The sequence below is a fragment of the Methylomonas fluvii genome, from assembly GCF_014850975.1.
In the GTDB taxonomy this organism is placed as follows: domain Bacteria; phylum Pseudomonadota; class Gammaproteobacteria; order Methylococcales; family Methylomonadaceae; genus Methylomonas; species Methylomonas fluvii.
In genome coordinates this window covers 291,495-314,111 of sequence record NZ_JACXST010000002.1, presented here as the reverse complement: position 1 = coordinate 314,111, position 22,617 = coordinate 291,495, and the positions used below count along the sequence as shown (strand labels likewise).

The window sequence follows — 22,617 nt, the reverse complement described above, 5'->3', positions numbered from 1 at the left end:
GCTAAATACTGTTCAACAACGACAATTCCGCCGGATGCGGCAGCATGTAATAGGAGTTGTCAATAAAGTCATCCGGCTCTCTACGGAAGTGATGGCGGAGTAGGGTGAGCGGCACGATCAGCGGCAATAAACCGATGCGATAATTTTCGATGGTTTCCACCAATTCTTGTTTGTCGTCGCTGTCCAGCTTGTGCTTTAAATAACCCTGGATGTGTTGCAAGACGTTGACATGGTTGCCGCGGGTGGCGACGATTTTCAGGCAGGTCATCAAGGCGCCGATATAGGCAGCGGCGGTGTTTTCAATGTCTGCGTTAGTGACACCGGCAATAATCCGCCCCAGCTCGCGGGCCTGGTTTTGTTCGTGGCTCATTGCGATCAATTTATGCCGGCTGTGAAAGGTAATCAAACCATGCGCGGTCAAACCTTGTTCGCATAAATCCTGCCAGCGGCGCATCACAAACACGCGCTGGATAAAGTTTTCCCGCAGGCCGGGATCACCCAGCCGGCCTTCTTCTTCCACCGGTAGACTAGGGAAAGTGCGCTGTAAATAGTCGGCAAAAATGCCCGTGCCTTGCCGCGTGGGGATGTCGTTTTTATAGATCTTGACGCGGGTCATGCCGCAGCTGGGGGAATCTTTTTTCAGAATATACCCGCATAAGCCGCCCAGCCAATCGTGTTGCCGGGCAGAGGCCTGTTCCAAGCGTTCCGTCACGTCGAAACTATGATCCTTCACGCCGACGCAACGAATGCCGTCCGGCGTTTCCCGTAACTGTACGCAGGGGCGGGGGATGCCCAAACCGGCTTCGACTTCCGGACAGAATGCTCTAAATTCGAAGTATTGACCCAGCGTGCGTTCGATGTAGCTGTGATATTTATGCGCGCCGTCGTAGCGTACTTCTTGGCCTAACAAACAGGCACTGATGCCCACCGAAATTTTCTGCATGTTTAATCCTGTTATTGCTTGGGGTGTTGGTCAAAAATCAGTTTGTCAGTGGCAAAACCCAGGCTTTTGGCTTGTTGAATCAGATCTTGTTGGATGCTCGGTTCCAGCTCCGGGCTACGGGCCAGTATCCATAAATAATCGCGATCCGGGCCGGCGATCATCACATAGCGGTAAGCGTTTTTATCCAGAGCGATGATGTTATACGCCCCGTAAAACGGCCCAAAGAAGGAGACTTTCAGGCGACCGATGTCCGGTTTGTCGATAAAGTAAGCTTTGCCTTCGGCGATTTTTCGTTGGCCTTGCTCGGCGTCGTAGCCGCTGTTTAACACTTTGACGCCGCCGTCATCGCGCAGGCTGTATTCGGCGCTGATGTCGGTCAGGCCACGTTCGAAGCTGTGATCGAGGCGGGCGATTTCGTACCAGGTGCCCAAATAGCGTTCCAATTCGAAGCCGTCTATCACTTTGATGCCTTCCGGGATACCGGTGCAGGCGCATAGCAAGCTTAATAAGAGTATGGGTAGATAACGCATGGTTTACTCCTCTGTAGCCGTGGTATTGCCCAGGGCTTTGAATTGGGCTTTGATCAGCTGGCTTTGCGCGCCGTGGTCAACTCTTGGCCGAGGGTAGTCGCCGGATTGTGGATGCTTTTCCCATTTGTGGATGACTTCTGTCGGGAAGCGTTGCAACTCCGGAATCCAAGTTTTGATATACACACATTGTGGATCGAATTTTTTCTGCTGCAGCCAGGGATTGAAGATCCGGAAATACGGTTGCGCATCGCAGCCGGTGGAAGCAGCCCATTGCCAGTTGCCGTTGTTGACGCAAGGGTCGTAATCCAGCAAGCGTTGCGCGAAGTAGCGTTCGCCCCAGCGCCAAGATACGTGTAAATCCTTCACCAAAAACGAGGCGACGATCATCCGCAAGCGGTTATGCATCCAGCCGGTCTGGTTCAATTCGCGCATGGCCGCGTCCACAATCGGAAAGCCGGTTTGGCCGTTGGCCCAGGCCCAAAAGTCGTCCTGGCCGTTGCGCCAGAGCAAGCCGTCGTAACGTCTATCAAAGGCGTGACCGAATACATGCGGGAAATGAAAGCCGATATGGGTGAAAAAATCCCGCCAATACAGTTGTCGGAGCAGGGGGTGGTCGGGATCGAGTTCGGCTTGGATGCTGTAAAAAATCTCGCGTACCGAGCAACAGCCGAATTTTGAATAGGCCGACAGTTGGCTGGTGGCGGCCATGGCCGGAAAATCGCGGACCGCAAGGTAGTTTTTGCAGCTGCCGATAATGGCTAATCGGGCCAACGCCGCTTGTCGGCCACCGGGCAACGCGTTTTGGTGGGGCTGTTGCAGTTGCTGTAGCAGCTCCGGTTTGTGGCCGGCATAGGCTGTTGCCGATAGTTTACCGGGTGCCAAGCGCTGCGGAGCCGATACCGGCTGGAGCCGGGCTTGCCGATGAAACGCGGTGAATACTTGGTAAGGCTTGCCGTTGCTTCTTAAACCTTGCTCCGGTTCGGTCAGCAGCAAATCGGCTTGGCTGTGAAAAGCCAGATGCAGTGTTTCGCATTGTTCGCGCAGTTCGTTGTCCCGTTGCCGGCTGAATGGACTGTAGTCGCGATTGACAAATACCGCTTCGATGCCTAGATCCTGCTTCAATGGCGCGAGGAGGTGCGCCGGCTGGTCGTTGAAAATATAGAGCAGGGCGCCTTGCTGTTGCAGTTGTTGCTGCAAATCACTCAGCGACTCCAACATGAATTGCAAGCCCGGCGTGCTTTGGTAAGGATGCGTTTGGATTTGCCTGGGATCGAAGATAAAGCAGGCGATGACTTGCCGGGAATCGTTTAGCGCGGCGTTGAGAGCCGTGTTATCGTCCAGGCGTAAATCGCGGCGGAAAATGAACAGTGAGGTTTTGTAGCGTTTTTTCGCCATTGGCTCAGCAGTCGCCCCAATGAATAATCATTTGTTGGCAATTAAACAGGATATTGGGGTAATACTGATAAATCACCCAGCGCAGCAGCAAATCGAAATACGCCGCTACCGTCATCATGCGCGCCACTGCGGCCCAAATTCTGCTGGCGCCTTTGTCGGAGCAGCGCCACACGGCGCCGGTCCAGTAAATCAGGGGCATCGCCATGATAATGTGGATGGTCACCCAGCTGGCGACGGTGAAGTTGCCTTCGTTAATTCGGTAGTCGATGAAAAATAATACGGCGTTGTACAGGATAAAAAACGGATAGAACGCGTCTTTTAAGCGCAGATAACCCAGCCAGCTCCATTGTAGGTAAAAATACAGCGTCGCCGGCGTACGTTCTTCCCATTCCTGGGCGGGGGAGGGTGTCAGATAAAATACCAAGCAGCCCAATGCCAGCGCCACCAACAGCGCTTCGTACCAGGTGACGAAAGAGGTAAAGGCAAATAGCAAGGAAAGACTGTCGATCAACATAAAGATGCCCGGTTTTAAATCTAGGGTTTATGCAAAATATCGCGCAATGCGGTATCCAGCTGTGAATATTTAAAGGCAAAGCCCTGGGCCAGTAAGCGCTCCGGCAACACGCGTTGGCTGCCCAAGACCAGAGCCGCCATTTCGCCCAGCAATAATTTAAGGGCTGCTTCCGGCATCGGCATTAGCTGCGGCCGCTTAAGTACGCTGGCCAGGCTGGCGCTGAATTGTTGGTTGCTGACCGGTTCTGGGGCTGTGGCGTTGTATGGGCCGCGCATTGCCGGTTGTTCTATCATCGCTTCGACAATAGCCAGCCAGTCATGCAGATGAATCCAGGACATCCATTGCTTGCCATTCCCCATGCGGCCGCCTAATCCCAAACGAAACGGCAACAACATGCGTTTCAGTATGCCACCATTATCACCCAGCACCAAGCCGGTGCGTATCAGGCAGACCCGGCTGCCGAATTTTTCCGCTTCTAAGGCTGCCGATTCCCAATCGGCGCACAAATATTGGGAGAAATCGGCAATGCTCGCGCTATTTTCAGTGAGGAACTTATCGCCTTGATCGCCGTAGATGCCGATAGCCGAACCGCTTACCAGCACCGGGGCGGGCTGCGTGGAGGAGGCGATCCAGGCTACCAGCTGTTCGGTCAGTTTAATCCGGCTATCGCGCAGCAACTGCTTGCGCACTTCAGTCCAGCGTTGGTCGAAAATGCCAGCACCCGCCAGATTGACCACCGCTTTGAACGTGCCGGCATCCGGCAAATCAGCCACGGTGCTGATCGCTTGCACGCTGTTGCCGAAACTAGCGGCGACTTTTTCGCGGCTACGACTGAGGATCGTCACCGCATAGCCTTTTTGTATAAGCAGTTCGGTCAGCGCACTGCCCAGGAAGCCGGTGCCGCCGCTGATTAAAATCGAGTTTGTATTCATAAGTTTTGCTCCGGAAACTACAGAGATCCAACTCCACCCGCTTATTGGGAGTGCAGGGTTAATCGGCTTCGGTATCGGTGGAAGTGCGGCCTTTTGGGATCATCATTTGGCTTAACTGCTTGTTTTTAATCCAGATTACTGCGCGAAAACCCAGCAGCATAAATATCAGGAGCAAATAGAATAAAGGCTCGGCTAGGTTACCTTTAAGCTGCCAGAAATAATGAATCATTGCCGCACCGGCTGCTATGTAAATAAATCGATGCAGTTTTTTCCAGCTCTTGCCCAAGAGTTTTTTGGACGCTTTGGAGGAGGTAATCCCCAATGAAAAAACAATCATATAGGCAATTAATCCAAACCAGATATACGAGCTTTCGAGAATATCGATACCTATCATTCGCCAGGCAAAAACTTGGTCTACCGCTAAATAAACCAGGATGTGCAGGCTGGCGTAAAAAAAAGCGAATAAACCGAATAGTTGCCGATACTCGGTCATGCCTCGCCATTTTGTGACGGTTTGCACGGGAGTAATGGCTAAGGTTATCCATAGAAATCGCAAGGCCCAATCGCCTAAACGAATATGCAAGGCCTGCATTTGATTTGGGCCCAGATTGTCGAAGGCAATATCGAACACTATCCAAAGCAGCGGGATAATAGAAACCGCGATGGTTAAAGGCCGCAAATTATTCATTTGCATAATCATTAGAAAAAATGCCTCAAATCCATGTCATGATACAGGTGAGCCACCTGTTCCCCGTAACCATTAAATAATTCGGTTTGCCGGCGCGGGGTAAAGAAGCCGCTGCCCAATAGTCGCTCGCTATTTTGGCTCCAACGCGGATGCGGTACGTCCGGATTGACGTTGGCGTAAAAGCCGTATTCATTGGGGGCAAATTTGTTCCAACTGCTAATTGGCGGTCTTTTCAGCAGTTCTATTTTGACGACGGCCTTGATGCTTTTAAAACCGTATTTCCAAGGCACCACCAAACGTAGCGGCGCGCCGTTTTGCTTAGGCAAAATGTCGCCGTACATACCCACAGCCAGTATCGTCAAGGGATGCATGGCTTCGTCGATACGCAAGCCCTCAATATAGGGCCAGTCCAGCATAGCCTTAGTATGTTGCTTGGGCATAGTGTCCGGTTGTTGAACCGATGTGAGTTTCACGAACTTGGCGTTCGATAGAGGTTTTGCGGTTTTCAGCAAATCGCCCAGCGAAAAGCCCACCCAGGGCACCACCATGGACCAGGCTTCGACGCACCGGAAACGATAGATGTACTCCTGTAGCGTGTGCCGGCTCAGAATATCTTCCAACTGGTAGGTGCCGGGTTTTTCTACTTCACCGCCGATCTCCACGGACCAGGGATCTATGCGCAGGCTTTGGGCCAGACTGGCCGGGTCTTCTTTGTTGAAGGCAAATTCGTAGTAGTTATTGTAATTTTTTGCGGCTGCCGCCGGAGTCACCGTTAACTCAGGCGCCGAGAACGGGCTCTTGGATACCGCGCTCCAAATTGGTTTTGAGTCGTCAGCCCAGCCGCTGCGGATGCTGGTGCCGGTCAGCATCATCGCCGCCATCGCTTTGATGAGGGTACGGCGTTGCTGAAAAACCAGGGGATCGGTAATTTCACTGCCGGGGATATTTTTTATTGTTTTTATAATCATGGCTTGATTACCGGTAACTTATAGAAGAAGTCCCACTATTTTTTGCCTTTCGGAATCCAGCCCATCAATTGGCGGATTTTACGTTCGGTAATAAATGCCAGAGAAAACAATTGAATAAAATTCTCGGCTTCAATCAAGTCCAATCCTATATTAGCGGGTACCAGTTCCTTGCGGGTACCAAACATCCGATCCCAAATCGCCAAAACTATGCCGTAATTGCTGTCATGTTCCGAGCGCAAAGTGGAATGGTGAGTACGGTGCAGGGAAGGGGTGATAATTATTTGAGAAATTGCAGCTTCCTTGGGTACGCGGATGTTTCCATGATGAAAAAAGATGAAAAATAACTCGATAATTTCGATGGAAAGCACTAGGTAAGCATCCACCCCGATTACCACCACGAATATACATTTGTAAATTATTTCAAGAAATAAATCGAAAACATGAAACCTAAAACCGGTGGAAACGTTAAAGCATTTATCGCTATGGTGGATTTTATGAAATCGCCATAAATATTCGGACTGATGACTGGCGTAATGCCACAGGTAAATGGCTAAATCGAAAAATGCAAATGCCAGAACCCATTTAAGCGGACCGTTACTCAGACCGCTTAATAAGCCGTAACTGGCGAATTGTTGGGCTACCAGAAATAAGGATGAGGCTCTAAGTGCGGTTAAAATTAAATTGTTGACCAAGAAAGCCGTAGTATTGGTAACAAACGACTCTTTATAGGTTTTGGCCGGGAATGGACGATAAGGTTTGGTTTTCTCTATGACCAGCAACAACACGAAAGCGAGTATCGCTAAGCCGAATAAGGCTTCGTTAAAAAACAGACTACTGTCGCCCGGGCTATTTGCAGTGGTATTCATGGAAGTCCCCAATAATTTGTCGTAAGGATTGTTAATTCCCTTGAATAGCGTTTAGCAAAGTTGTCAATTCCTTTATTTCGTTGTTGGCGTTTATTTGTTCTGTAATATCGTATTGCACGCCCAAATAATAAATGACTCGATTTTTCTTATCCAATAAGGGGGTTATTTTCAAATGATTGTGGAATAACGTGCCGTCTTTTTTATAATTTCTTAAGGTGACTTCCACAGTTTCGTGGTTTTTCATAGCCTCAACAATTTTAAAACGCGCTTCTTGCTCTCTGTCTTCGCCTTGTAAAAACCGGCAGTTGTGGCCGATTATCTCGTCATGGCTGTAACCGGTTAAGCGTTCGAATGCCTTGTTGGCGTAGATAATCGGCGCATCTTCAATGTCAGGGTCGGCTAGCGTCACGCCGTTTACGCATTCGTCCAAAATAGCGGAAAGTACTTGCGGAATCAGTCCGCTATCTTTTTCAACAATAAAAGCCATGGTTAAACTCCGGGTTTTATAATAATTATGAGTTTTTATATGCTAGTTGCATTCAACTAATATTAAATTCCTGATGTTTTCGACGGTGTTTTCCGCACCGTCTTCGATCGCGCAACGAATTAATTTTTCAAAAGGCCGCATAAATACCTCCAACTCCAAAAACTCAAAGCGAAACGTCAAGCGGGTAGGTCGGCGATCTTCTTGAATGGCTTCAAGCAGATAGCTGTGCTTATAAGGCTGAGTCAATCCTTGAAAGATCAGCTTGGATTTGGGTTGATATTCAGTAATTTCAAAAACAGACTCTATTTCGCCGTTGTTGTCGTTACGAATTTGCTTGGCCTTGGCGCCGATGAATACTTCCTTGCCATCGAGAGGTTCAAAATCGACTATTTCCACAGCCCATTTCGGATAGTTCTCAAAAAAATTTTCACCAACATACTGAAAAACATCGTCAACAGGTTTGTCTATATCGATGCAGGCCTCGCCGGCAATGGGCTTATGTGAGTCAAACGGAAATTTGATGTGCATTTGATGTTTCCCCCCTCGCGGAGCTTTCTGCTCAGCGTTGTTATTATTTTTCTGGACACCTAAAGCCGATAAAACCTTATTTAAATCTAGACAATTAAATTGCTGTCAGGCGGTTCGGCTTTTTGTGTATTGACTCAGTATACCTCGATGGTGTCGATTTAGAGATGGTCGTATAGCTAAACAGTGGATTACAATGAGTTTTAAAAAATATCAATTTGCTTTAACACCTGTGCGAAGCAAAGTCCATAATAGTAGAGATAAATACTTTAGTGTCTAATTCTAGACCACTTTGTTACGGAAAATTACCAATCCCTAGTTTTGCTGGTGGCGCATGGCCGCGCAGCCGCCATAAAGCAGGTGCGATAATCCCGAATAAATAAATAATTGCCGGTAGTTTTCGTCGATTTCAATTTGATTAATCGAGCAGTAAAACTCCAGCGAACCGATTAATAACAGCAGAAAAACTCCTAACGCGGCCAATGCTTCAGGGCTGTTGCTTAATTTATAAAAGCTGTACGCTGCGATTTGAATTAAGCACAAATAAAACATCATTAACCGCATATTGTTTGCCAATGGACCGTACAGATCGCTGCTATCTTCAAAAAACAGGGTATTGCCGAATATGGTGGCTGCACCGCTGATCAATAATAAAATCACTGCTGCATTAAAATTAATCTGCAACAACAATTGCAGGAAATTCATGGTTTTTGTGGTTATCGATTGAGTATGCATATTGCTACCTCTGAAAAAAAGATACCCTCCAAGAGTACAGCGTTTGGAGGGTACATAGAGGAGGACTTTTAGGACGCCAATATTTGTCCTTGATCCAGGTGACCGCCGGTTTCTTCGTTTATTGAGTCTTCAATCTCTTCAAACGATTTTGGTTCTTCTACTTCGGGTTCCGGTGGTGCAAGTTTTTTGCCTTGTAGTAATTCATCGATCTGAAATTTATCGATGGTTTCCCAATCCATTAAGGCTTGAGCCATGTTGTGTAACACTTCGATGTTTTCTTTCAGGATGGTTTCGGCGCGGTTGTAGTTCGCGTCGATGACTGCCCGTACTTCTTCATCTATGGTTTGGGCCATCTTTTCGGACATTGGTTTAGACTGCGGGCCCATATAGCCGCCTTCGCTGTCGCCGTAATCCATGGGGCCTAAACGATCCGACAAGCCCCACTTGGTGACCATGTTTCTAGCCAATTGCGTGGCTCGCATGATGTCGTTGGAAGCGCCGGTGGTAACCTTGTTTTTACCGTAAATCAAGGCTTCCGCTACCCGGCCGCCGAACAAGCTGGCGATCTGGCTTTCCAGCTTATCCTTGGAGGCACTGTATTGGTCGCGCTCGGGTAAAAACATGGTGATACCCAACGCGCCACCGCGCGGCATGATGCTGACTTTGTAGACCGGATCATGCTCAGGCACGTTGCGACCGACAATGGCGTGACCGGCTTCATGATAAGCAGTCATCAACAAATCTTCTTTGGTCATGACCATGGTGCGTTTTTCCACACCCATGATCATTTTGTCGCGAGCTTTATCCAAGTCGTTCATCGTGACTATGCGCTTTTTGTTACGAGCAGCGAACAAAGCGCCTTCGTTGATCAGATTAGCCAACTCCGCACCGGAAAATCCGGGTGTGCCGCGGGCCAGATCGTTGATGTTGACGTCTTCGGCCAGCGGGACTTTGGCACCATGCACTCTCAAAATTTGCTCGCGGCCCTTGATGTCCGGCAAACCCACTTGAACTTGCCGGTCGAAACGGCCCGGTCTCAACAAAGCCTTATCCAGTACATCAGCGCGGTTGGTAGCGGCGATGACGATAATGCCTTCGTTGCCGCTGAAACCGTCCATCTCCACCAGCAATTGGTTGAGGGTTTGTTCGCGTTCGTCGTTACCGCCGCCGATACCGCTGCCGCCACGTTGCCGGCCAACTGCGTCGATCTCGTCGATGAATATGATACATGGTGCGCGCTTTTTGGCTTGTTCAAACATGTCTCTGACCCTGGAGGCACCGACACCGACGAACATTTCCACGAAATCCGAACCCGAGATGGAGAAGAACGGTACGCCTGCTTCTCCGGCAATCGCTCTGGCTAACAAGGTTTTACCAGTACCGGGAGGTCCAACCATCAACACGCCGCGCGGAATCTTGCCGCCTAAAGCTTCGTATTTGCCCGGTTCTCTCAGGAAGTCGACCATTTCCACGACGTCTTCCTTGGCTTCTTCCACGCCGGCCACGTCGGTGAATCGCACCTTGATTTGGTCTTCAGCCATTAACTTGGCGCGGCTTTTACCGAAACCCATCTGACCGTCGCGGCCGCCCATCGCTGCCTGCTTGCGCATGAAATATACCAGCACCATGATGAGCAGCAGGGTAGGCGCCCAAGAGATGAGAATATTCATCAAAGTGGAGGGTTGTTGGGGCTTCTCGACTTTAATTTTCACGCCGTATTCCAGCAACTCGTCAATCATTCTGGAGTCGTTGGGGTTATAGGTGGCAAAGCGCGTGCCGTTTTGACGCTGACCGTCGACGTAGTTGCCGTCAATCACCACTTCCGTAACCACTTTATTACGCACGTCTTCGATAAAGTCGGAGTACGAGATTTCATAATGCGGATCGTATTGCGGCATGTTGCGGTTCATCACCGCCGACACCACCAACCCCGCTACGATCAGGATGGATAGAAAAATAAACATTTTTTTCATGATAGCTGTCTCCTAACTTACTTTTCGCTGGAGAAGTATTTGAAAAAGTCTGAGTTTGGTTTTAACACCAAAGTATCCTGAGTTTTTTCAAATGACGTTTGATATGCCTGCAAGCTGCGGTAGAACGCATAAAACTCGGGGTTTTTACCGTAGCTTTTTGCGTAAATTTCCGCTGATTGCGCATCACCGCGACCGCGAATGCTTTCCGCATCGCGCTGGGCATTGGCAACTATCACGTGTTTTTGCTTATCGGCTTCCGCGCTGATTTGCTCGGCACTTTCGGCCCCTTGCGAACGGAATTCTCTGGCGACCCGCTCCCGTTCGGCCCGCATGCGTTGATACACCGAGCTGCTGACCTCAGGCGGCAAATCGATGCGTTTAACGCGGATGTCGATTAATTCGATACCGAATTTTTCGGCAGTGGGTGCCAATTTGGCCAGCAAGGTTTGTCTTAGTTCGTTGCGGTCTTCGGAGATCAATTGCTTGATGGTCCGCACACCAAACTCGCTACGCATCGCGTCTTTCATGATTTGGTCCAGGCGCAGATTGGCTTGAAACTCGTCGCCGCCGACCGTGGTGTAAAAAAGACCCACATCACCTATCCGCCATTTGACGAATGAGTCAACAATAACGTTCTTCTTCTCGGAGGTAAGAAAACGCTCGGATTTGGCATCCAAGGTCAGCACACGCGCATCAAATGTGCTGACATTATTGATGATAGGGGTCTTGAAATGTAGCCCGGGAGTGTAATCGGATGTCACCATCTCTCCGAGACGAAACAGAATGGCTTTTTCGTTTTCTTTGACGTAAAAAACCGACATATAGGCCAGTACACACAGGGTCAAACCGGCCGGAATTAAAACTTGGGTGGTTTTGCTGCTCATGGTTTGCTCCTGCTAGGACGTAATTCGTTGCCGGTTGATTTGCGAACGCCGTTTTTGTCGCCGTTGTGCGGTTCAGCACTAATTTCCGGTTCCGTATGGCTGGCGGCGGGTTGCGCATGTTGAGTCATTGTTTGCGGCAAGGGCATATACATCATCGGGCTGGATTGATCTTCGTTCAGCATGATTTTATTGGTGCTGCTGTACAGTTTTTCTTTGGCTTCCAGGTACAAACGCTTACGGGTGATGGCTGGGCTTTTTTCGTATTCCACCAGCAATTGATCGAAACGCTCGGTTTCACCTTTGGCTTTGGCTACTTTCTCGGCTTCGTAAGCTTCCGCTTCTTGAATAATCCGGGATGCCGCGCCGCGTGCTTTAGGAATCACTTCGTTGCTGTAGGCTTCGGCTTCGTTAATCAAACGTTGCTTGTCTTCTCTGGCCCGAATCGCATCTTCGAATGCGCCTTGCACTTCTTCGGGCGGTTGTGCATCCTGCAAGTTGACACTGGCAATGCTGATGCCGGCTTTGTAACCATCCATCGCTTCCTGAATTTGTTCTTTAATCTCCGCGACGATTTGGCTGCGGCCTTCGGTTAACACGAAGTCCATATTGTTGCGGCCGATTACCGCCCGCTCGACACTTTCAGTCAGTTGTTTCAACGTGTTTTCGTTGTTTTTGACGTTAAACAGGTAGTCGCGAGCGTTGTTAATTTGATACTGCACTGCCAGACGCACGGTAATAATGTTTTCGTCGGCGGTCAGCATCAGCGATTCCTGTGGAATAACAGACGATTTGTTAACCCGGCTGGAGTCGGTGTAGCCGACTTCGATGAAGCGTTGTTGTTCTACGTTGACATTGGCGACGCTTTCGATAGGCGCCGGGATATGCCAGTGTGGGCCGGGTAGGGTGGTTTCCGAATAGGCGCCGAAGCGGCTTACCACGCCTCGATTACCTTGGTCCACGATATAAACCCCGCTGGCCAGCCAGACGACGGTCAACGTGCCACCCACGGCGGCGGCGATGTTGGTTAACGAAAACATACTTTTATGATCGTTGAAGAAGTCGCCCGCTTTGGTAGAGACGTGCTTCCACTGCTTATCCAATTCCAACTTCCAGTCGGACTGCGGCGTTTGCTTACTGGTGTTTTGTTTTTCTGATGACATAATCACTCCTCTTGTAGTGTTAGCCTGACCTGGGTCAATGATTGTTATTGTTAGCCGTCCTTGGGTTCGAGAAATAGCATAAGGTCAAAGCCAAATTGTTGTTTCAGTTTTTTTAAAGCTTCATTTTGAATTTGCCTGACTCTCTCCCGAGTAACATGCAGCTGATCCGCTACTGCCTGCAAGGTCATTTCCGTGTGATCGCGCAGACCGAAACGCATGGTTAAGATCGCCGCCTGTTTTTCCGGTAGCGAAGCAACTGCTTTGTCGACATATTGAGCCAGATCCTGATCAATTAGTTCATCGAGTGGCAGACTGAATTGATGCTGCTGCATTTTTGCCATCAATTCCAGGTTATCGTCATCATCGCCTATAGACGCATCCAAAGAATGGGTGGCCTGATAGTAGCTGCTGATGGTTTTAATCTCTTGCTCGGATAAATCGCAAGCCAGTTTTAATTCGGCGATGCTCGGCCAGCGCTCATATCTAAGGTAGCAACTGCGCATAGCTTCGAATACGGTGGCGGCTTTTTCGGCCAAAGCCACCGGCAAACGCACAATTTTTTCTTGTTTGACTATCAGACGGGATATAGCCTGCCTGATCCAATAAATAGCGTAAGTGGAAAAGCAGATGCCGCGATCCGGATCGAATCTGTCTACTGCTTTAATGAGCCCGACCAGGCCTTCTTGCATCAAATCTTCAAAGCTAAGGTTACTGGTTTTGTACTTGTGGGCCACGAACGCCACCAAGCCTGTGTTAGCGGAGATCATTTCCTGGCGCAAGCTTCTCAATTCCCGTTTGGCTTTGCCCAAGCGTTTTTTGAAATCGGCGCCATCTTCGGTGTCCACAGTCAATATGCTGTCTGCTTGTGCCGCACTGTCCATCAAAAATACCGGTAACAAGTGCAGGCTGTACAACAAGCGATTGACTGAGCGGGCTATCAGGGATTGTTGTGCAAACTCCGACCCCATAAGTTGTACAACATTCTCAGCTTGTACAACTTTGTCCTGTCCGTTATTCTCACCATCAAGGCCTGCGGTATTTCTATATACCGCCTGGCTGTTGACTAGTAATTGCAGCAGCCTTTTGTAGTCGTCTGAGTTCTTGGCGACGATCAAATCCGAGCTATCGACTCCGGAGTTGAGGTCGTTCAAGAACCTGTTAATTATCAATATGTTGGTTTGTTTATTTTCCAGTAACAACCCTAACAAAGTCTGCCTGGCCTGTTCAACTTGAACGGCAAGTGAGTTAGGTTGGGATTCTGTTATCGAATCCATCTCGCTATCAATTGGCAATGCGGCTAAGTTGGACATAATCAATTCACTTGGTTATTTAAGTTGTTGGCAAATAACTTACTAGAATGTAGAATGTTTGTCAAAGTATTTTCTATACAAAAGTTGAACAATGTACTCAATTAAAGCGATTACCTCCTTAACCGGATTAACAGCGGAAACACTAAGAGCCTGGGAACGTCGCTACGCCTGCATCATGCCGGCGCGGAACAGCACGGGTCGGCGTTTCTATTCGCAACAGGATTTGGAAAAATTGACGCTATTGGTCAATCTGACCCGAAAGGGCCATCCCATCGGCAAGCTGGCGACCCTGGACAACCAGCAACTACAAGACTTTCAGAAGCAAGTCAGCGTACAACCGGCGAAAGAACAGTCCCCGCTATTGGCGCAGATCATCGATTCGTTGAAACAATACAGAATCGAACGCTGCGAACAGTTGTTGAAGAAGGCTCTGATTGCTGCCGAGCCGTTGGACTACGCCAGAGACATTTTGTTGCCTGCCTTGCAAACAGTGGGAGAGCTTTGGCATGACGGAAAGTTGAACATCGCCCAGGAACACATGTTTTCCAGCTGTATCAAGCGGATTGTGTTGAGCATGGTGAACAATTTGCACCACCACTCGAAAAACAATCCGGGCATGCTGTTCGCCACGCCGAGCGGCGACCCGCATGAGTTTGGCATTTTGGTGAGCTGTCTGATTGCCGCTAACCAGGGATACAACTGTTACTACTTAGGTGCCGATCTGCCAGCCAAAGATATTATCGAGGCTTGCCAGCATTTAAAGCCGGACGTCATAGTCATGGGCTTGGTCAAGACTCCGCCGGAGCAATTAACTCTCGACGAATTGCAGCTAATCATAGATTCGGTCAGCAGTGAGCCCACCCAGGTATGGTTGGGCGGCAGCGGCGCTTATTTTTATTACACGCAATTGCAAAATGATTTAAGCAACTGCGAGTTGATTACCGATATTGATCATTTCAACGCCAAGGCCCAGCAACAGCAGTTGTCCAACTGAATGACAGGTTAAACTCAGACAGCGGACTCGCGAGGCTGCTTACCGATCTTCGCTTGCGCCTTAGTATCTGAGCTTTTCGGCTGCGATCAGGAGAGCCCTGTCGAAGGACATGCCAAATCAGGCTTCGACAGACGCAGCCCGAACGGTGTACCCGTTTTAAACAAGGCCGGTTTAATAGCTTAAGGACTTTTTCGCTTCCGGCATATGCCGGAATGACAAATTTTCAACTGTCCTCCATAATCAAGCAACGGCAAGTTTGCCCAAATTTTCTGTCAGGTGCTTTCGCCAATTCAAATCATGAACGAGATTACTTACGACATCGATAGTTTATTGATCGCCTGTGTGTTGCTGGGATCCATGGCGCTGACTATAGAACTCGGTTATCGCTTGGGTTTACGGATTAAACCTAAGGTGGATGATAATTTCAAAGCCCATGTCAATTCGATCTCCGGATCTTTACTCGGCATTCTGGCATTGCTGCTGGGGTTTACGTTCTCCTTGTCCTTACAGCGTTACGATAGTCGTAGCGAGGCGGTGGTCGACGAAGCCAATGCCATTGGTACAGCTTATTTGCGCGCCCAATTATTGCCGAAGTCGGTCGGTGCAGAAGTCAGTAGTCTGATACGTGACTACGTGGATTTGCGGGTAAGAACCGGCACTGTCGATCTAACCCAGCGTGGGCAGAGGGAAACGCTGATCGCCGAGGCCGGACGCATGCAAGCGAAGCTTTGGGATTACGCCCGGCAAGCGAATGAACTTGCACCCAGTCCGGTGACCACCGGTTTGTTTATCCCCGCCTTGAACGATTTGATCGATAATTTTGGCAAACGCGATGCCGAGGTGAAGCGGCATGTACCCGAGTTGGTGCTGGGCTTGTTGTACATCACCTTTGTCATGAGCGGCGCGCTGGTGGGTTATACCAACGGTCTGGCCGGGCACCGCACATCGTTCGTCACTTACATCATGGTCTGGCTGATTGTGGTCATGGTGTTCATTATTCTGGATTTGGACCGACCCTATCGAGGCGTAATCCGGGTGAGCCAGCAGAGCATGATCGACTTGCAAACCGCTGTTCACGCCACTGACAAGATCGACAATCTGCGTTGACCTGGCAGATAGGGCTCCCGGGTAAGGCGCGCTTGATCTAGGCTCGTTGTTTGAGCCAATACAGCGCATATATCCCGGCAATCAAGGAATATATGCTCAATTCGGTTTTCAGGTTGTCAAACTGCTCGGAGGTTTTGGTATGCAGCACGGGCAAGGTATTGGCGAGAATTCCGTTTTCTGAAAATGACTGCGGCTGAGCGTTAACGCCATTCGCACTAAGTAAATTCAACATCAAAATGCCGGTTATTATAATTATTTTGCGCATCGCTGACTCCCCTGGATAAATATTGTATCGATATAGTATCGATACAATATTTATTGTGCAAATAGTTTTTATGAGGGTGGTGCGAGAACAAGCTTAGACTGTTTCTGGCTTGCCCAATCCTCCAAAATAGCCAAGCTGCCGAACATTTGGCCCTGGGTTTAGGAATATGGTTAACGACGGCTGCAAAGCAAAAATCGCGGTAACAAGTTTGATGCTTTCGGTGGTGTTTGCCGCCAATCTGCCGGCAAAAGAGCGCGCCGATGCTGGTCAGCATAAAAAGCCGGTGCGCAATATGCCGGACATCGATGTTACCGATGTCGGGACTATCGATATAGAACAAGAGACTAATATCTTCGGCTCGGCAGCCGTTGCTAATCTGTCGGCAAATTACGGTTTGGCATCCGGTTGGGACTTGGGCTTGAGTTTGCTGAACGGGCAATTTGCGTCCACTGCCGCGTCTTCAGTGTCATTTCAGCCTGACGTGATGCTGAACGTGGAAAAACATTGGCTGGCGCACGATATGCAAATCATCGCCGGTACCCAGAGCGGTCTTGGCTTGTTGACGCAAGCTACCGTATTTATGAGTTTTTCCTACCTGGAATATCAGCGACATTTGCCGAACTGGGACACGGATCTGGATACAGGTCTGTATTACGCCAATGCGGCTTTGGCGGGCTTTCAGAGCGTGGGTCTGCATGTGAATATGGAAGCGCCGTTGTTCGACAAGTGGCGGATCAATGGCGATTACTTATCCGGCAGCAATGCTTTGGGGGCGGCGACGGTCAAATTGCTTTATCCCGTCGTCGGCGACTGGCGATTGGGGTTGGGCGTTCAGCGGCCCAATGTCTATGCCGGCGATCATTGGGTGGGATTGGTGGGTATTTATTGGCATTAAACAAATATTGCCTGCAATTGCTGGGATGCAATTCTCCTTAATCGGTATCTTCCACCCACGAACTCTGCAAATAAAGCGCCTCAACCTTTTGCCGTGCCCACGGTGTTTTACGCAAAAACTTCAGACTGGAGTTAATGCTGGGGTCTTTGGCAAAGCAGTTGATGTCGATGCGGCTGGCCAATTCTGCCCAGCCATATTTTTCTACCAAACGGGTCAGCAGGTTTTCCAGCGTGATGCCATGCAATGGATCTTGCTTGCCGGGTTTAGTCATCGGCAGCTTCGCCAACGTTGGTTTCGGCCTTTTTCACGCGAATCCGGTTGCCGTTTATTTCCAAACCATTCAGGGTTTTGATGGCGGCCTTGGCTTCGCCGGCTTTGGGCATCTCTACAAATCCAAAGCCTTTCGAGCTATGGGTGTCTTTGTCCATCACCAGCGAACAAGACTGCACGCTGCCGTGTTCCGCGAACATGGCCCGCAATTCGGCTTCGGTGGTGGTGCGGGGAAGATTGCGTATCAGTAATTTCATAGGTTTACTTGTTTATGCTAAAGGCCCGCAACTATACAACTTATCGGATTAGGCTTTTTTGCTAAATACGCGCTGTGCGGCAATTGCTTGAGGTTTTGTCGCTTACGCGACAATAAATCGCTTAGTCAACGCGTGGCGATAGGGCTTATTTGCGCGTAAACCCAACAATTCGCCGAATTTGGTGGGCTCGCGAAGGCCGATTAGCGTGGTGCGATTATTGCTGCAAAGTGGTTTTCCATTACCGGATCGGTACTATGCGCTACGAACCCTACCAAGAAGAATATGATGCGGCTCAATCCATGAGCGATGAAGATCTGTTGGAATATTTTATGTATCGTATCGTAGAAATGGACGAAGTCTGGGGCTTGAAGGAAAGCCGGCAATGGATCTTGCGGGTGGTGGACGGTCACGAAACCTTGCCGGTCTGGCCGTACCGGCGTTATGCCGACGAGGCAGCGGTCGGCGAATGGGAAAATATGATAGGTGTGGCGGAAACGCTGGATTTTTTCATGTATCAAATCTTGAACAAGCTGACCGCACAGGGTGTATTAGTAGAAATCATGCCCCGAAAAGCGGCGGCTGGCTGTCTGATCAGTCCGCAACGCTTGTTTAATTTTCTGGAAGGTATGCGCGATTCGCGCGACTTTGTGCTGGACGATTAAGGCCGTAATCCCCCCGTTGGCGCTCAGAAGTATCGATTCTTTTAAAAATGTTAGAGTAAACACCTGTTAACCGGATTTTAGGGGTGTTATGCGCTATTGGGTATTTTCCCACCCTATCAATCCCGCCCTTAAAGCAATCGTAGGACATCATGAGCGCAGGAAGTTTAAGGGGCGGGTCGATAGATATGCTATTGCATGGCTGATGCTGGCAAATTTGCTGCCCAGCCTGACGCAGGCCGATGTTTATCGTTTGTCGGTTTCGGAAAAGTCGATCAATCTAATCGGCGAAACTCAGCAGGCCGTGCTGGCGGATGCCGCTTTGCCAGCGCCCACCTTGCATTGGCGGGAAGGCGAGGACGTGACCTTAGAAGTCACGAATCTACTCAAAGAATCCACTTCAATTCACTGGCACGGCATCATTCTGCCTTACCAAATGGACGGCGTGCCGGGCATCAGTTTCGACGGCATTGAACCCGGCCAGACCTTTACCTACCGGTTTAAAGTCAAGCAAAGCGGCACCTACTGGTATCACGGCCATTCCGGCATGCAGGAGCAACAGGGTTTGTTCGGTGCGCTGATCATCGCCCCGCAACAGGAGCAGCAAACGGTAGATCGCGATTATGTGGTGATGCTGTCCGACTGGCCGCGTGCCGATCCGCAGCGGACCATGGCCCGCTTAAAAAAACAAAGCGACTATTACAATTTTCAACAACGCACAGTGGGTGATTTCTTCGCCGATATTCAACGCTTGGGTTTTTGGGAAACCATAGCTGATCGGCTGGCCTGGGGCGAAATGCGTATGGAGCCTACCGATCTGGCCGATGTGACCGGCGCCAATTACCGGTTTTTGATCAACGGCAAAACTGCGGAAGCGAAACCGCACTATCTGTTCAAGCCTGGCGAAACAGTGCGTTTGCGCTTTATCAACGCATCGGCAATGACGCATTTTGATGTGCGTCTGCCGGGTCTAAAAATGACGGTGATTGCCGCGGACGGTCAGCCGGTTGAGCCGGTAGATGTAGAGGAATTCCGCATTGCCGTGGCGGAAACTTATGACGTCTTGGTTCAGCCGCAAACCGAGCAGGCTTACAGCATTTTTGCCGAAGCGATGGATCGCAGCGGTTATGTCAGCGCGACGTTGACACCGCGCGCGGACCTGCATGCCGAATTGCCTGCATTGCGGCCCATGACTTTGTTGACCTTGGCGGATATGGGAGGCGAGCATGCCGGCCATTCTGCTCATCAAGCACCGGATGAACCAGCGGTTACTGCGGAAGTTGACCACTCGCACGCAGAACGCGCGCTTGCACCAGACTCCACCATGGTAGAGCACAGCGGCCATCAGCATGCCACTGCCGATGCCCCTCCGAATCCGCATGCCGGCCATGTAATGCCAGTGGCGGATGCCAGCGATACCGCCAAACCGTTGAGCTATAGCCAGTTAATCGCCGTGCAACCAAACCATGCGCTAATGGGGCCGCCGGACCGAGAAATCAAACTCAGGCTAACCGGCAATATGCAGCGCTATATCTGGTCGTTCGACGACACTAAATTTGCCGATGCAGAGCCGATTCGAGTCAAATTTGGCGAGCGAATTCGTTTTACTTATATAAACGAAACCATGATGAATCATCCCATCCATATCCACGGTCTGTGGCAGTACCTGGACAATGGGAATGGCATGTACAACCCGAAAAAACATGTGATCAACGTCAAGCCCGGTCAGACGGTCAGCGTCGATGTGCCGGCAGATGCGGAAGGCGAGTGGGCCTTTCATTGTCATTTGCTGTATCACATGGATACCGGCATGTTTCGTAAATTAATCGTAGAAAAGGCGAAACATGAGCATCAGTAAGGCCTGGTTCTCCACGATGACCCGTAAGTACTCCATGGTCGTCATTCCCGCGAAAGCGGGAATCCAGTGTGACGACTGGGCTTGCTTCTGCACGGGAACGATGACTTCTAAGGTCTCGCTTGATAGACATATAAATGTTTGGTTCTGTCTGCTGCTGGCGCTGTATTGTTCTGCCGCTACCGCGCACGATAGTTCGATGATTTTTAATCATTTCAAGGCCGACAGACTGGAGTACGAAGGTAATCAAGACTTGCATCTATTCAAATGGGATGTGCAAAACTGGACCGGTACCGACGAAAATAAACTGTGGTTGAAATCGGAAGGCGACTATTCCGCCGATCAAAACATCTTTGGCCGCGCCGATTTGCAAGTGCTGTATAGCCGAAATATTGATACGTTTTGGGACTTTCAAATCGGTGCGCGGCGAGCGATAGAACCGGAACGCACCTTTGATGCAGTGATAGGCTTTCAAGGGCTGGCGCCGTATTTTATTGAAGTGGACAGTGCGATGTTCATTAACGAGAAAGGCAACGTGCTGGGGCGTTTGACGCTGGGTTACGAAATGCTCTTGACCCAGCGCCTGATTCTGCAACCGCGGGTGGAAGTAAATGTAGCGGCTGAAGATATAAAAAATCGCGGCGTTAAAGCCGGAATAACCGAATTTGAAGCCGGCTTTCGCTTGCGTTACGAAATCGAACGCGAATTTGCGCCTTACGTGGGTATGGACTATGTCGAGGAAGAATCACTCCGCGAACACCAACACAGTTTGCGCGGTGTCGTGGGGGTGCGGGTATGGTATTGAGGCGTTGCGGACCTGCGTACAATCGGAAAATAATACCCAATTTTTCAAGCCTATAGGGATAGGTAAAATGTCGGCATTGCCAGGAGAAATTTTGAAAAAATCTTTTTACGACTTAAATTATTCTGATTTAGAAGCAGTTATAAAGCAGAATAATTTAAATCAATCGGTAGCAGGCATTCTATTTAATTGGCATTATAAGAAAAAAGAAAGCATTCAATGTCGCGATAATATTTCAAAATCCTCATTGGCGTTTTTTGAAAAACATTTCGATTTTTCCTTGCCGGAAATCGATACCGTGCAAGAGTCGTCAAAAGATCGAACAGTAAAGTTTCTATTTAAGCTAAAAGACAAGCACAAAGTCGAAACTGTCCTTATTCCGTTTAACAATAAATATTCTATTTGTCTGTCATCGCAGGTTGGCTGCGCAATGAATTGCTCTTTTTGTTTTACCGGAGAACAAGGGCTTAAACGGAATTTGACTACCAGTGAAATGGTTGGGCAGTTTCTGCAGGCTTGGCGTTGGTTGGCAAGCAACAGGCCAGGAGAAGAACGGATTTTAAATATTGTTTTCATGGGACAAGGCGAACCTTTACATAACTTTGACGGCGTTAAAAAAGCCTGTGAAATTTTTTTATCGCAACGTGGTACGTCAATTGGCGTACAAAAAATTACGGTGTCAACGGCAGGTTATATTCCCGGACTGAAAAGATGGCTCCAGGAAGTTCCTGGAGTGAATCTGGCCTTATCGTTGCATTCACCGTTCACTGAAAAACGGAATGAACTTATTCCGATTAATAAAAAATATCCGCTAGCTGAAGTATTAACCTATATTGACGCCATACCTTTGCAAAAGAAACAATTTATTACTTATGAGTATATTCTGATAAAAGGCTTAAACGATACTGCGGATGATGCTAAAAAATTGGGCGCGTTACTGGCAGGCAAAAGAGCCTATATAAACCTAATTCCATTTAATGCTTTCCCTGGCTCACGTTACGAGAGTCCTGATCTGAATGAAGTCGAAAACTTTAAAGCAATTTTAGATACCTTTAGAATCCCGACTTTAATAAGAGGCACTAAAGGCGACGACGTATTGGCCGCGTGTGGACAACTCAATTCTAAAAACTCAGCCAATTCACTGTAGGCCGAATTTATTCGACCTACATAGGCTTTAGATAAAAAATACCTAAAACCTGCATTCAAGCAATAAACCATCGTGAACTATTTCGTCAGGACGGCAATATGACAATGGTGCGGACCAGCCATACACACCCGCTGCAGATTGCAGAGGTGCGTGCGCACTCGTCGCTTGGACGCCATCGCCACCTGGGGAGCAAAGCTGGTGTTGACACTAGTCGAACCCGCGGAGCTCAAAGCCCTAAAAGTGCCGCAGCTCGGGCATGAAATCCGCCAAGTCATTCTTGACAGCGGCGGTACCCATGCGCTGGCCGACAAAATGATTGCACACAAAGCCGATATGGCTGGGCGCTAGTCTGTTTGAGTGCAAGAGCTAATGGATTGGTTACGAGCAGCACAAACCCGCCGGCCGCGGTCACTATCCAATTTTTCAATAGGCGAGACACTGTACCGACAGTCTAAA

Annotated in this window: 26 protein-coding genes; 8 read left to right on the top strand and 18 right to left on the bottom strand. The window is 49.3% G+C overall.

All coding sequences use genetic code 11. The features are described from left to right. Position 1: 1 nt before the first annotated feature. The 15 genes from EBB_RS10995 to EBB_RS10925 all read right to left on the bottom strand — a co-directional run bounded on the left by EBB_RS10995 (position 2) and on the right by EBB_RS10925 (position 13,910). A complete protein-coding gene (locus EBB_RS10995) occupies positions 2-943 on the bottom strand; it encodes a YbgA family protein (protein WP_192393912.1) in 942 nt (313 codons plus the stop codon). A gap of 11 nt (positions 944-954) precedes the next feature. Then, positions 955-1,473 (bottom strand): lipocalin family protein, encoded by a 519-nt coding sequence (locus tag EBB_RS10990; protein ID WP_192393911.1) that lies wholly within the window; start codon positions 1,471-1,473, stop codon positions 955-957. A 3-nt stretch (positions 1,474-1,476) separates the two neighbouring features. Then, positions 1,477-2,868, bottom strand: a complete 1,392-nt coding sequence (locus EBB_RS10985) for a cryptochrome/photolyase family protein (protein ID WP_192393910.1) — start codon at positions 2,866-2,868, stop codon at positions 1,477-1,479. A 4-nt stretch (positions 2,869-2,872) separates the two neighbouring features. Further along, positions 2,873-3,382: a hypothetical protein gene (locus tag EBB_RS10980; RefSeq protein ID WP_192393909.1), complete on the bottom strand. Its 510-nt coding sequence runs from the start codon at positions 3,380-3,382 to the stop codon at positions 2,873-2,875. Between the two features lie 20 nt (positions 3,383-3,402). Beyond that, complete coding sequence (locus EBB_RS10975; protein WP_192393908.1) at positions 3,403-4,314, bottom strand: TIGR01777 family oxidoreductase; 912 nt, start codon at positions 4,312-4,314, stop codon at positions 3,403-3,405. A gap of 58 nt (positions 4,315-4,372) precedes the next feature. After that, positions 4,373-5,008: a protein-methionine-sulfoxide reductase heme-binding subunit MsrQ gene (msrQ, locus tag EBB_RS10970; RefSeq protein WP_225587399.1), complete on the bottom strand. Its 636-nt coding sequence runs from the start codon at positions 5,006-5,008 to the stop codon at positions 4,373-4,375. A gap of 5 nt (positions 5,009-5,013) precedes the next feature. Further along, the gene (gene msrP, locus EBB_RS10965) at positions 5,014-5,970 is read right to left on the bottom strand and encodes a protein-methionine-sulfoxide reductase catalytic subunit MsrP (protein ID WP_192393906.1); all 957 of its coding nucleotides are present in this window, start codon (positions 5,968-5,970) and stop codon (positions 5,014-5,016) included. Positions 5,971-6,005: 35 nt separating this feature from the next. Continuing rightward, the gene (locus EBB_RS10960) at positions 6,006-6,836 is read right to left on the bottom strand and encodes a sterol desaturase family protein (RefSeq protein WP_192393905.1); all 831 of its coding nucleotides are present in this window, start codon (positions 6,834-6,836) and stop codon (positions 6,006-6,008) included. Positions 6,837-6,867: 31 nt separating this feature from the next. Beyond that, positions 6,868-7,323, bottom strand: a complete 456-nt coding sequence (locus EBB_RS10955) for a PAS domain-containing protein (RefSeq protein ID WP_192393904.1) — start codon at positions 7,321-7,323, stop codon at positions 6,868-6,870. Positions 7,324-7,365: 42 nt separating this feature from the next. Further along, complete coding sequence (locus tag EBB_RS10950; RefSeq protein WP_192393903.1) at positions 7,366-7,851, bottom strand: SRPBCC family protein; 486 nt, start codon at positions 7,849-7,851, stop codon at positions 7,366-7,368. A 312-nt stretch (positions 7,852-8,163) separates the two neighbouring features. Beyond that, positions 8,164-8,583: a hypothetical protein gene (locus EBB_RS10945; RefSeq protein ID WP_225587398.1), complete on the bottom strand. Its 420-nt coding sequence runs from the start codon at positions 8,581-8,583 to the stop codon at positions 8,164-8,166. Positions 8,584-8,651: 68 nt separating this feature from the next. After that, positions 8,652-10,556, bottom strand: coding sequence for an ATP-dependent zinc metalloprotease FtsH (ftsH, locus tag EBB_RS10940; RefSeq protein WP_192393902.1), 1,905 nt, complete (start codon positions 10,554-10,556; stop codon positions 8,652-8,654). Positions 10,557-10,573: 17 nt separating this feature from the next. Continuing rightward, positions 10,574-11,440, bottom strand: a complete 867-nt coding sequence (gene hflC, locus EBB_RS10935) for a protease modulator HflC (protein ID WP_036272710.1) — start codon at positions 11,438-11,440, stop codon at positions 10,574-10,576. Continuing rightward, positions 11,437-12,600: an FtsH protease activity modulator HflK gene (hflK, locus tag EBB_RS10930; RefSeq protein ID WP_192393901.1), complete on the bottom strand. Its 1,164-nt coding sequence runs from the start codon at positions 12,598-12,600 to the stop codon at positions 11,437-11,439. The genes hflC and hflK overlap by 4 nt, the downstream gene beginning before the upstream one ends. A gap of 50 nt (positions 12,601-12,650) precedes the next feature. Beyond that, complete coding sequence (locus EBB_RS10925) at positions 12,651-13,910, bottom strand: sigma-70 family RNA polymerase sigma factor (protein ID WP_192393900.1); 1,260 nt, start codon at positions 13,908-13,910, stop codon at positions 12,651-12,653. Between the two features lie 91 nt (positions 13,911-14,001). Between EBB_RS10925 and EBB_RS10920 the strand changes: the two genes are divergently transcribed. Continuing rightward, a complete protein-coding gene (locus EBB_RS10920) occupies positions 14,002-14,904 on the top strand; it encodes a MerR family transcriptional regulator (protein WP_192393899.1) in 903 nt (300 codons plus the stop codon). Between the two features lie 297 nt (positions 14,905-15,201). Next, positions 15,202-16,011, top strand: a complete 810-nt coding sequence (locus EBB_RS10915; RefSeq protein WP_192393898.1) for a bestrophin-like domain — start codon at positions 15,202-15,204, stop codon at positions 16,009-16,011. A 37-nt stretch (positions 16,012-16,048) separates the two neighbouring features. Here the strand turns inward: EBB_RS10915 and EBB_RS10910 are convergent, their stop codons facing one another. Beyond that, on the bottom strand, positions 16,049-16,276 hold the full coding sequence (locus EBB_RS10910; RefSeq protein ID WP_192393897.1) for a hypothetical protein: 228 nt from the start codon (positions 16,274-16,276) through the stop codon (positions 16,049-16,051). A 166-nt stretch (positions 16,277-16,442) separates the two neighbouring features. On the opposite strand from EBB_RS10910, the gene EBB_RS10905 reads away from it, so the two are divergent. Further along, on the top strand, positions 16,443-17,171 hold the full coding sequence (locus tag EBB_RS10905) for a hypothetical protein (protein ID WP_192393896.1): 729 nt from the start codon (positions 16,443-16,445) through the stop codon (positions 17,169-17,171). Between the two features lie 37 nt (positions 17,172-17,208). On the opposite strand, the gene EBB_RS10900 is transcribed toward EBB_RS10905, so the two are convergent. Further along, positions 17,209-17,442, bottom strand: a complete 234-nt coding sequence (locus EBB_RS10900; RefSeq protein WP_192393895.1) for a VF530 family protein — start codon at positions 17,440-17,442, stop codon at positions 17,209-17,211. Further along, positions 17,435-17,698: an RNA recognition motif domain-containing protein gene (locus tag EBB_RS10895; protein ID WP_192393894.1), complete on the bottom strand. Its 264-nt coding sequence runs from the start codon at positions 17,696-17,698 to the stop codon at positions 17,435-17,437. The genes EBB_RS10900 and EBB_RS10895 overlap by 8 nt, the downstream gene beginning before the upstream one ends. A 254-nt stretch (positions 17,699-17,952) precedes the next feature. Here EBB_RS10895 and EBB_RS10890 point away from each other — a divergent pair, with 254 nt between their 5' ends. The 5 genes from EBB_RS10890 to EBB_RS25890 all read left to right on the top strand — a co-directional run bounded on the left by EBB_RS10890 (position 17,953) and on the right by EBB_RS25890 (position 22,509). Further along, the gene (locus EBB_RS10890) at positions 17,953-18,360 is read left to right on the top strand and encodes a DUF2750 domain-containing protein (RefSeq protein ID WP_225587397.1); all 408 of its coding nucleotides are present in this window, start codon (positions 17,953-17,955) and stop codon (positions 18,358-18,360) included. A gap of 202 nt (positions 18,361-18,562) precedes the next feature. Further along, positions 18,563-20,215 carry a copper resistance system multicopper oxidase gene (locus EBB_RS10885; RefSeq protein ID WP_192393893.1) on the top strand — a complete coding sequence of 551 codons (1,653 nt, stop codon included), beginning with the start codon at positions 18,563-18,565 and terminating at the stop codon, positions 20,213-20,215. Then, entirely contained in the window at positions 20,202-21,017 is an 816-nt protein-coding gene (locus tag EBB_RS10880; protein ID WP_225587396.1) for a copper resistance protein B, read from the top strand. The genes EBB_RS10885 and EBB_RS10880 overlap by 14 nt, the downstream gene beginning before the upstream one ends. Positions 21,018-21,084: 67 nt before the next feature. Next, entirely contained in the window at positions 21,085-22,161 is a 1,077-nt protein-coding gene (rlmN, locus tag EBB_RS10875) for a dual-specificity RNA methyltransferase RlmN (RefSeq protein ID WP_225587395.1), read from the top strand. A 150-nt stretch (positions 22,162-22,311) separates the two neighbouring features. Next, a complete protein-coding gene (locus EBB_RS25890) occupies positions 22,312-22,509 on the top strand; it encodes a protein-tyrosine phosphatase family protein (protein ID WP_225587394.1) in 198 nt (65 codons plus the stop codon). Positions 22,510-22,617 lie beyond the last annotated feature (108 nt).

Bases quoted from the DNA above. Each gene is read 5' to 3' on its own strand.
- hflK (WP_192393901.1), bottom strand. From the start codon at position 12,600: ATGTCATCAGAAAAACAAAACACCAGTAAGCAAACGCCGCAGTCCGAC.
- EBB_RS10960 (WP_192393905.1), bottom strand. From the start codon at position 6,836: ATGAATACCACTGCAAATAGCCCGGGCGACAGTAGTCTGTTTTTTAAC.
- EBB_RS10880 (WP_225587396.1), top strand. From the start codon at position 20,202: ATGAGCATCAGTAAGGCCTGGTTCTCCACGATGACCCGTAAGTACTCC.
- msrP (WP_192393906.1), bottom strand. From the start codon at position 5,970: ATGATTATAAAAACAATAAAAAATATCCCCGGCAGTGAAATTACCGAT.
- ftsH (WP_192393902.1), bottom strand. From the start codon at position 10,556: ATGAAAAAAATGTTTATTTTTCTATCCATCCTGATCGTAGCGGGGTTG.
- EBB_RS10980 (WP_192393909.1), bottom strand. From the start codon at position 3,382: ATGTTGATCGACAGTCTTTCCTTGCTATTTGCCTTTACCTCTTTCGTC.
- EBB_RS10905 (WP_192393896.1), top strand. From the start codon at position 16,443: ATGGTTAACGACGGCTGCAAAGCAAAAATCGCGGTAACAAGTTTGATG.
- EBB_RS10945 (WP_225587398.1), bottom strand. From the start codon at position 8,583: ATGCATACTCAATCGATAACCACAAAAACCATGAATTTCCTGCAATTG.
- EBB_RS10950 (WP_192393903.1), bottom strand. From the start codon at position 7,851: ATGCACATCAAATTTCCGTTTGACTCACATAAGCCCATTGCCGGCGAG.
- EBB_RS10990 (WP_192393911.1), bottom strand. From the start codon at position 1,473: ATGCGTTATCTACCCATACTCTTATTAAGCTTGCTATGCGCCTGCACC.
- EBB_RS10885 (WP_192393893.1), top strand. From the start codon at position 18,563: ATGCTGGCAAATTTGCTGCCCAGCCTGACGCAGGCCGATGTTTATCGT.
- EBB_RS10920 (WP_192393899.1), top strand. From the start codon at position 14,002: ATGTACTCAATTAAAGCGATTACCTCCTTAACCGGATTAACAGCGGAA.
- EBB_RS10895 (WP_192393894.1), bottom strand. From the start codon at position 17,698: ATGAAATTACTGATACGCAATCTTCCCCGCACCACCACCGAAGCCGAA.
- EBB_RS10915 (WP_192393898.1), top strand. From the start codon at position 15,202: ATGAACGAGATTACTTACGACATCGATAGTTTATTGATCGCCTGTGTG.
- rlmN (WP_225587395.1), top strand. From the start codon at position 21,085: ATGTCGGCATTGCCAGGAGAAATTTTGAAAAAATCTTTTTACGACTTA.
- EBB_RS10995 (WP_192393912.1), bottom strand. From the start codon at position 943: ATGCAGAAAATTTCGGTGGGCATCAGTGCCTGTTTGTTAGGCCAAGAA.
- msrQ (WP_225587399.1), bottom strand. From the start codon at position 5,008: ATGCAAATGAATAATTTGCGGCCTTTAACCATCGCGGTTTCTATTATC.
- EBB_RS10910 (WP_192393897.1), bottom strand. From the start codon at position 16,276: ATGCGCAAAATAATTATAATAACCGGCATTTTGATGTTGAATTTACTT.
- EBB_RS10900 (WP_192393895.1), bottom strand. From the start codon at position 17,442: ATGACTAAACCCGGCAAGCAAGATCCATTGCATGGCATCACGCTGGAA.
- hflC (WP_036272710.1), bottom strand. From the start codon at position 11,440: ATGAGCAGCAAAACCACCCAAGTTTTAATTCCGGCCGGTTTGACCCTG.
- EBB_RS10925 (WP_192393900.1), bottom strand. From the start codon at position 13,910: ATGTCCAACTTAGCCGCATTGCCAATTGATAGCGAGATGGATTCGATA.
- EBB_RS10890 (WP_225587397.1), top strand. From the start codon at position 17,953: ATGCGCTACGAACCCTACCAAGAAGAATATGATGCGGCTCAATCCATG.
- EBB_RS10955 (WP_192393904.1), bottom strand. From the start codon at position 7,323: ATGGCTTTTATTGTTGAAAAAGATAGCGGACTGATTCCGCAAGTACTT.
- EBB_RS10985 (WP_192393910.1), bottom strand. From the start codon at position 2,868: ATGGCGAAAAAACGCTACAAAACCTCACTGTTCATTTTCCGCCGCGAT.
- EBB_RS10975 (WP_192393908.1), bottom strand. From the start codon at position 4,314: ATGAATACAAACTCGATTTTAATCAGCGGCGGCACCGGCTTCCTGGGC.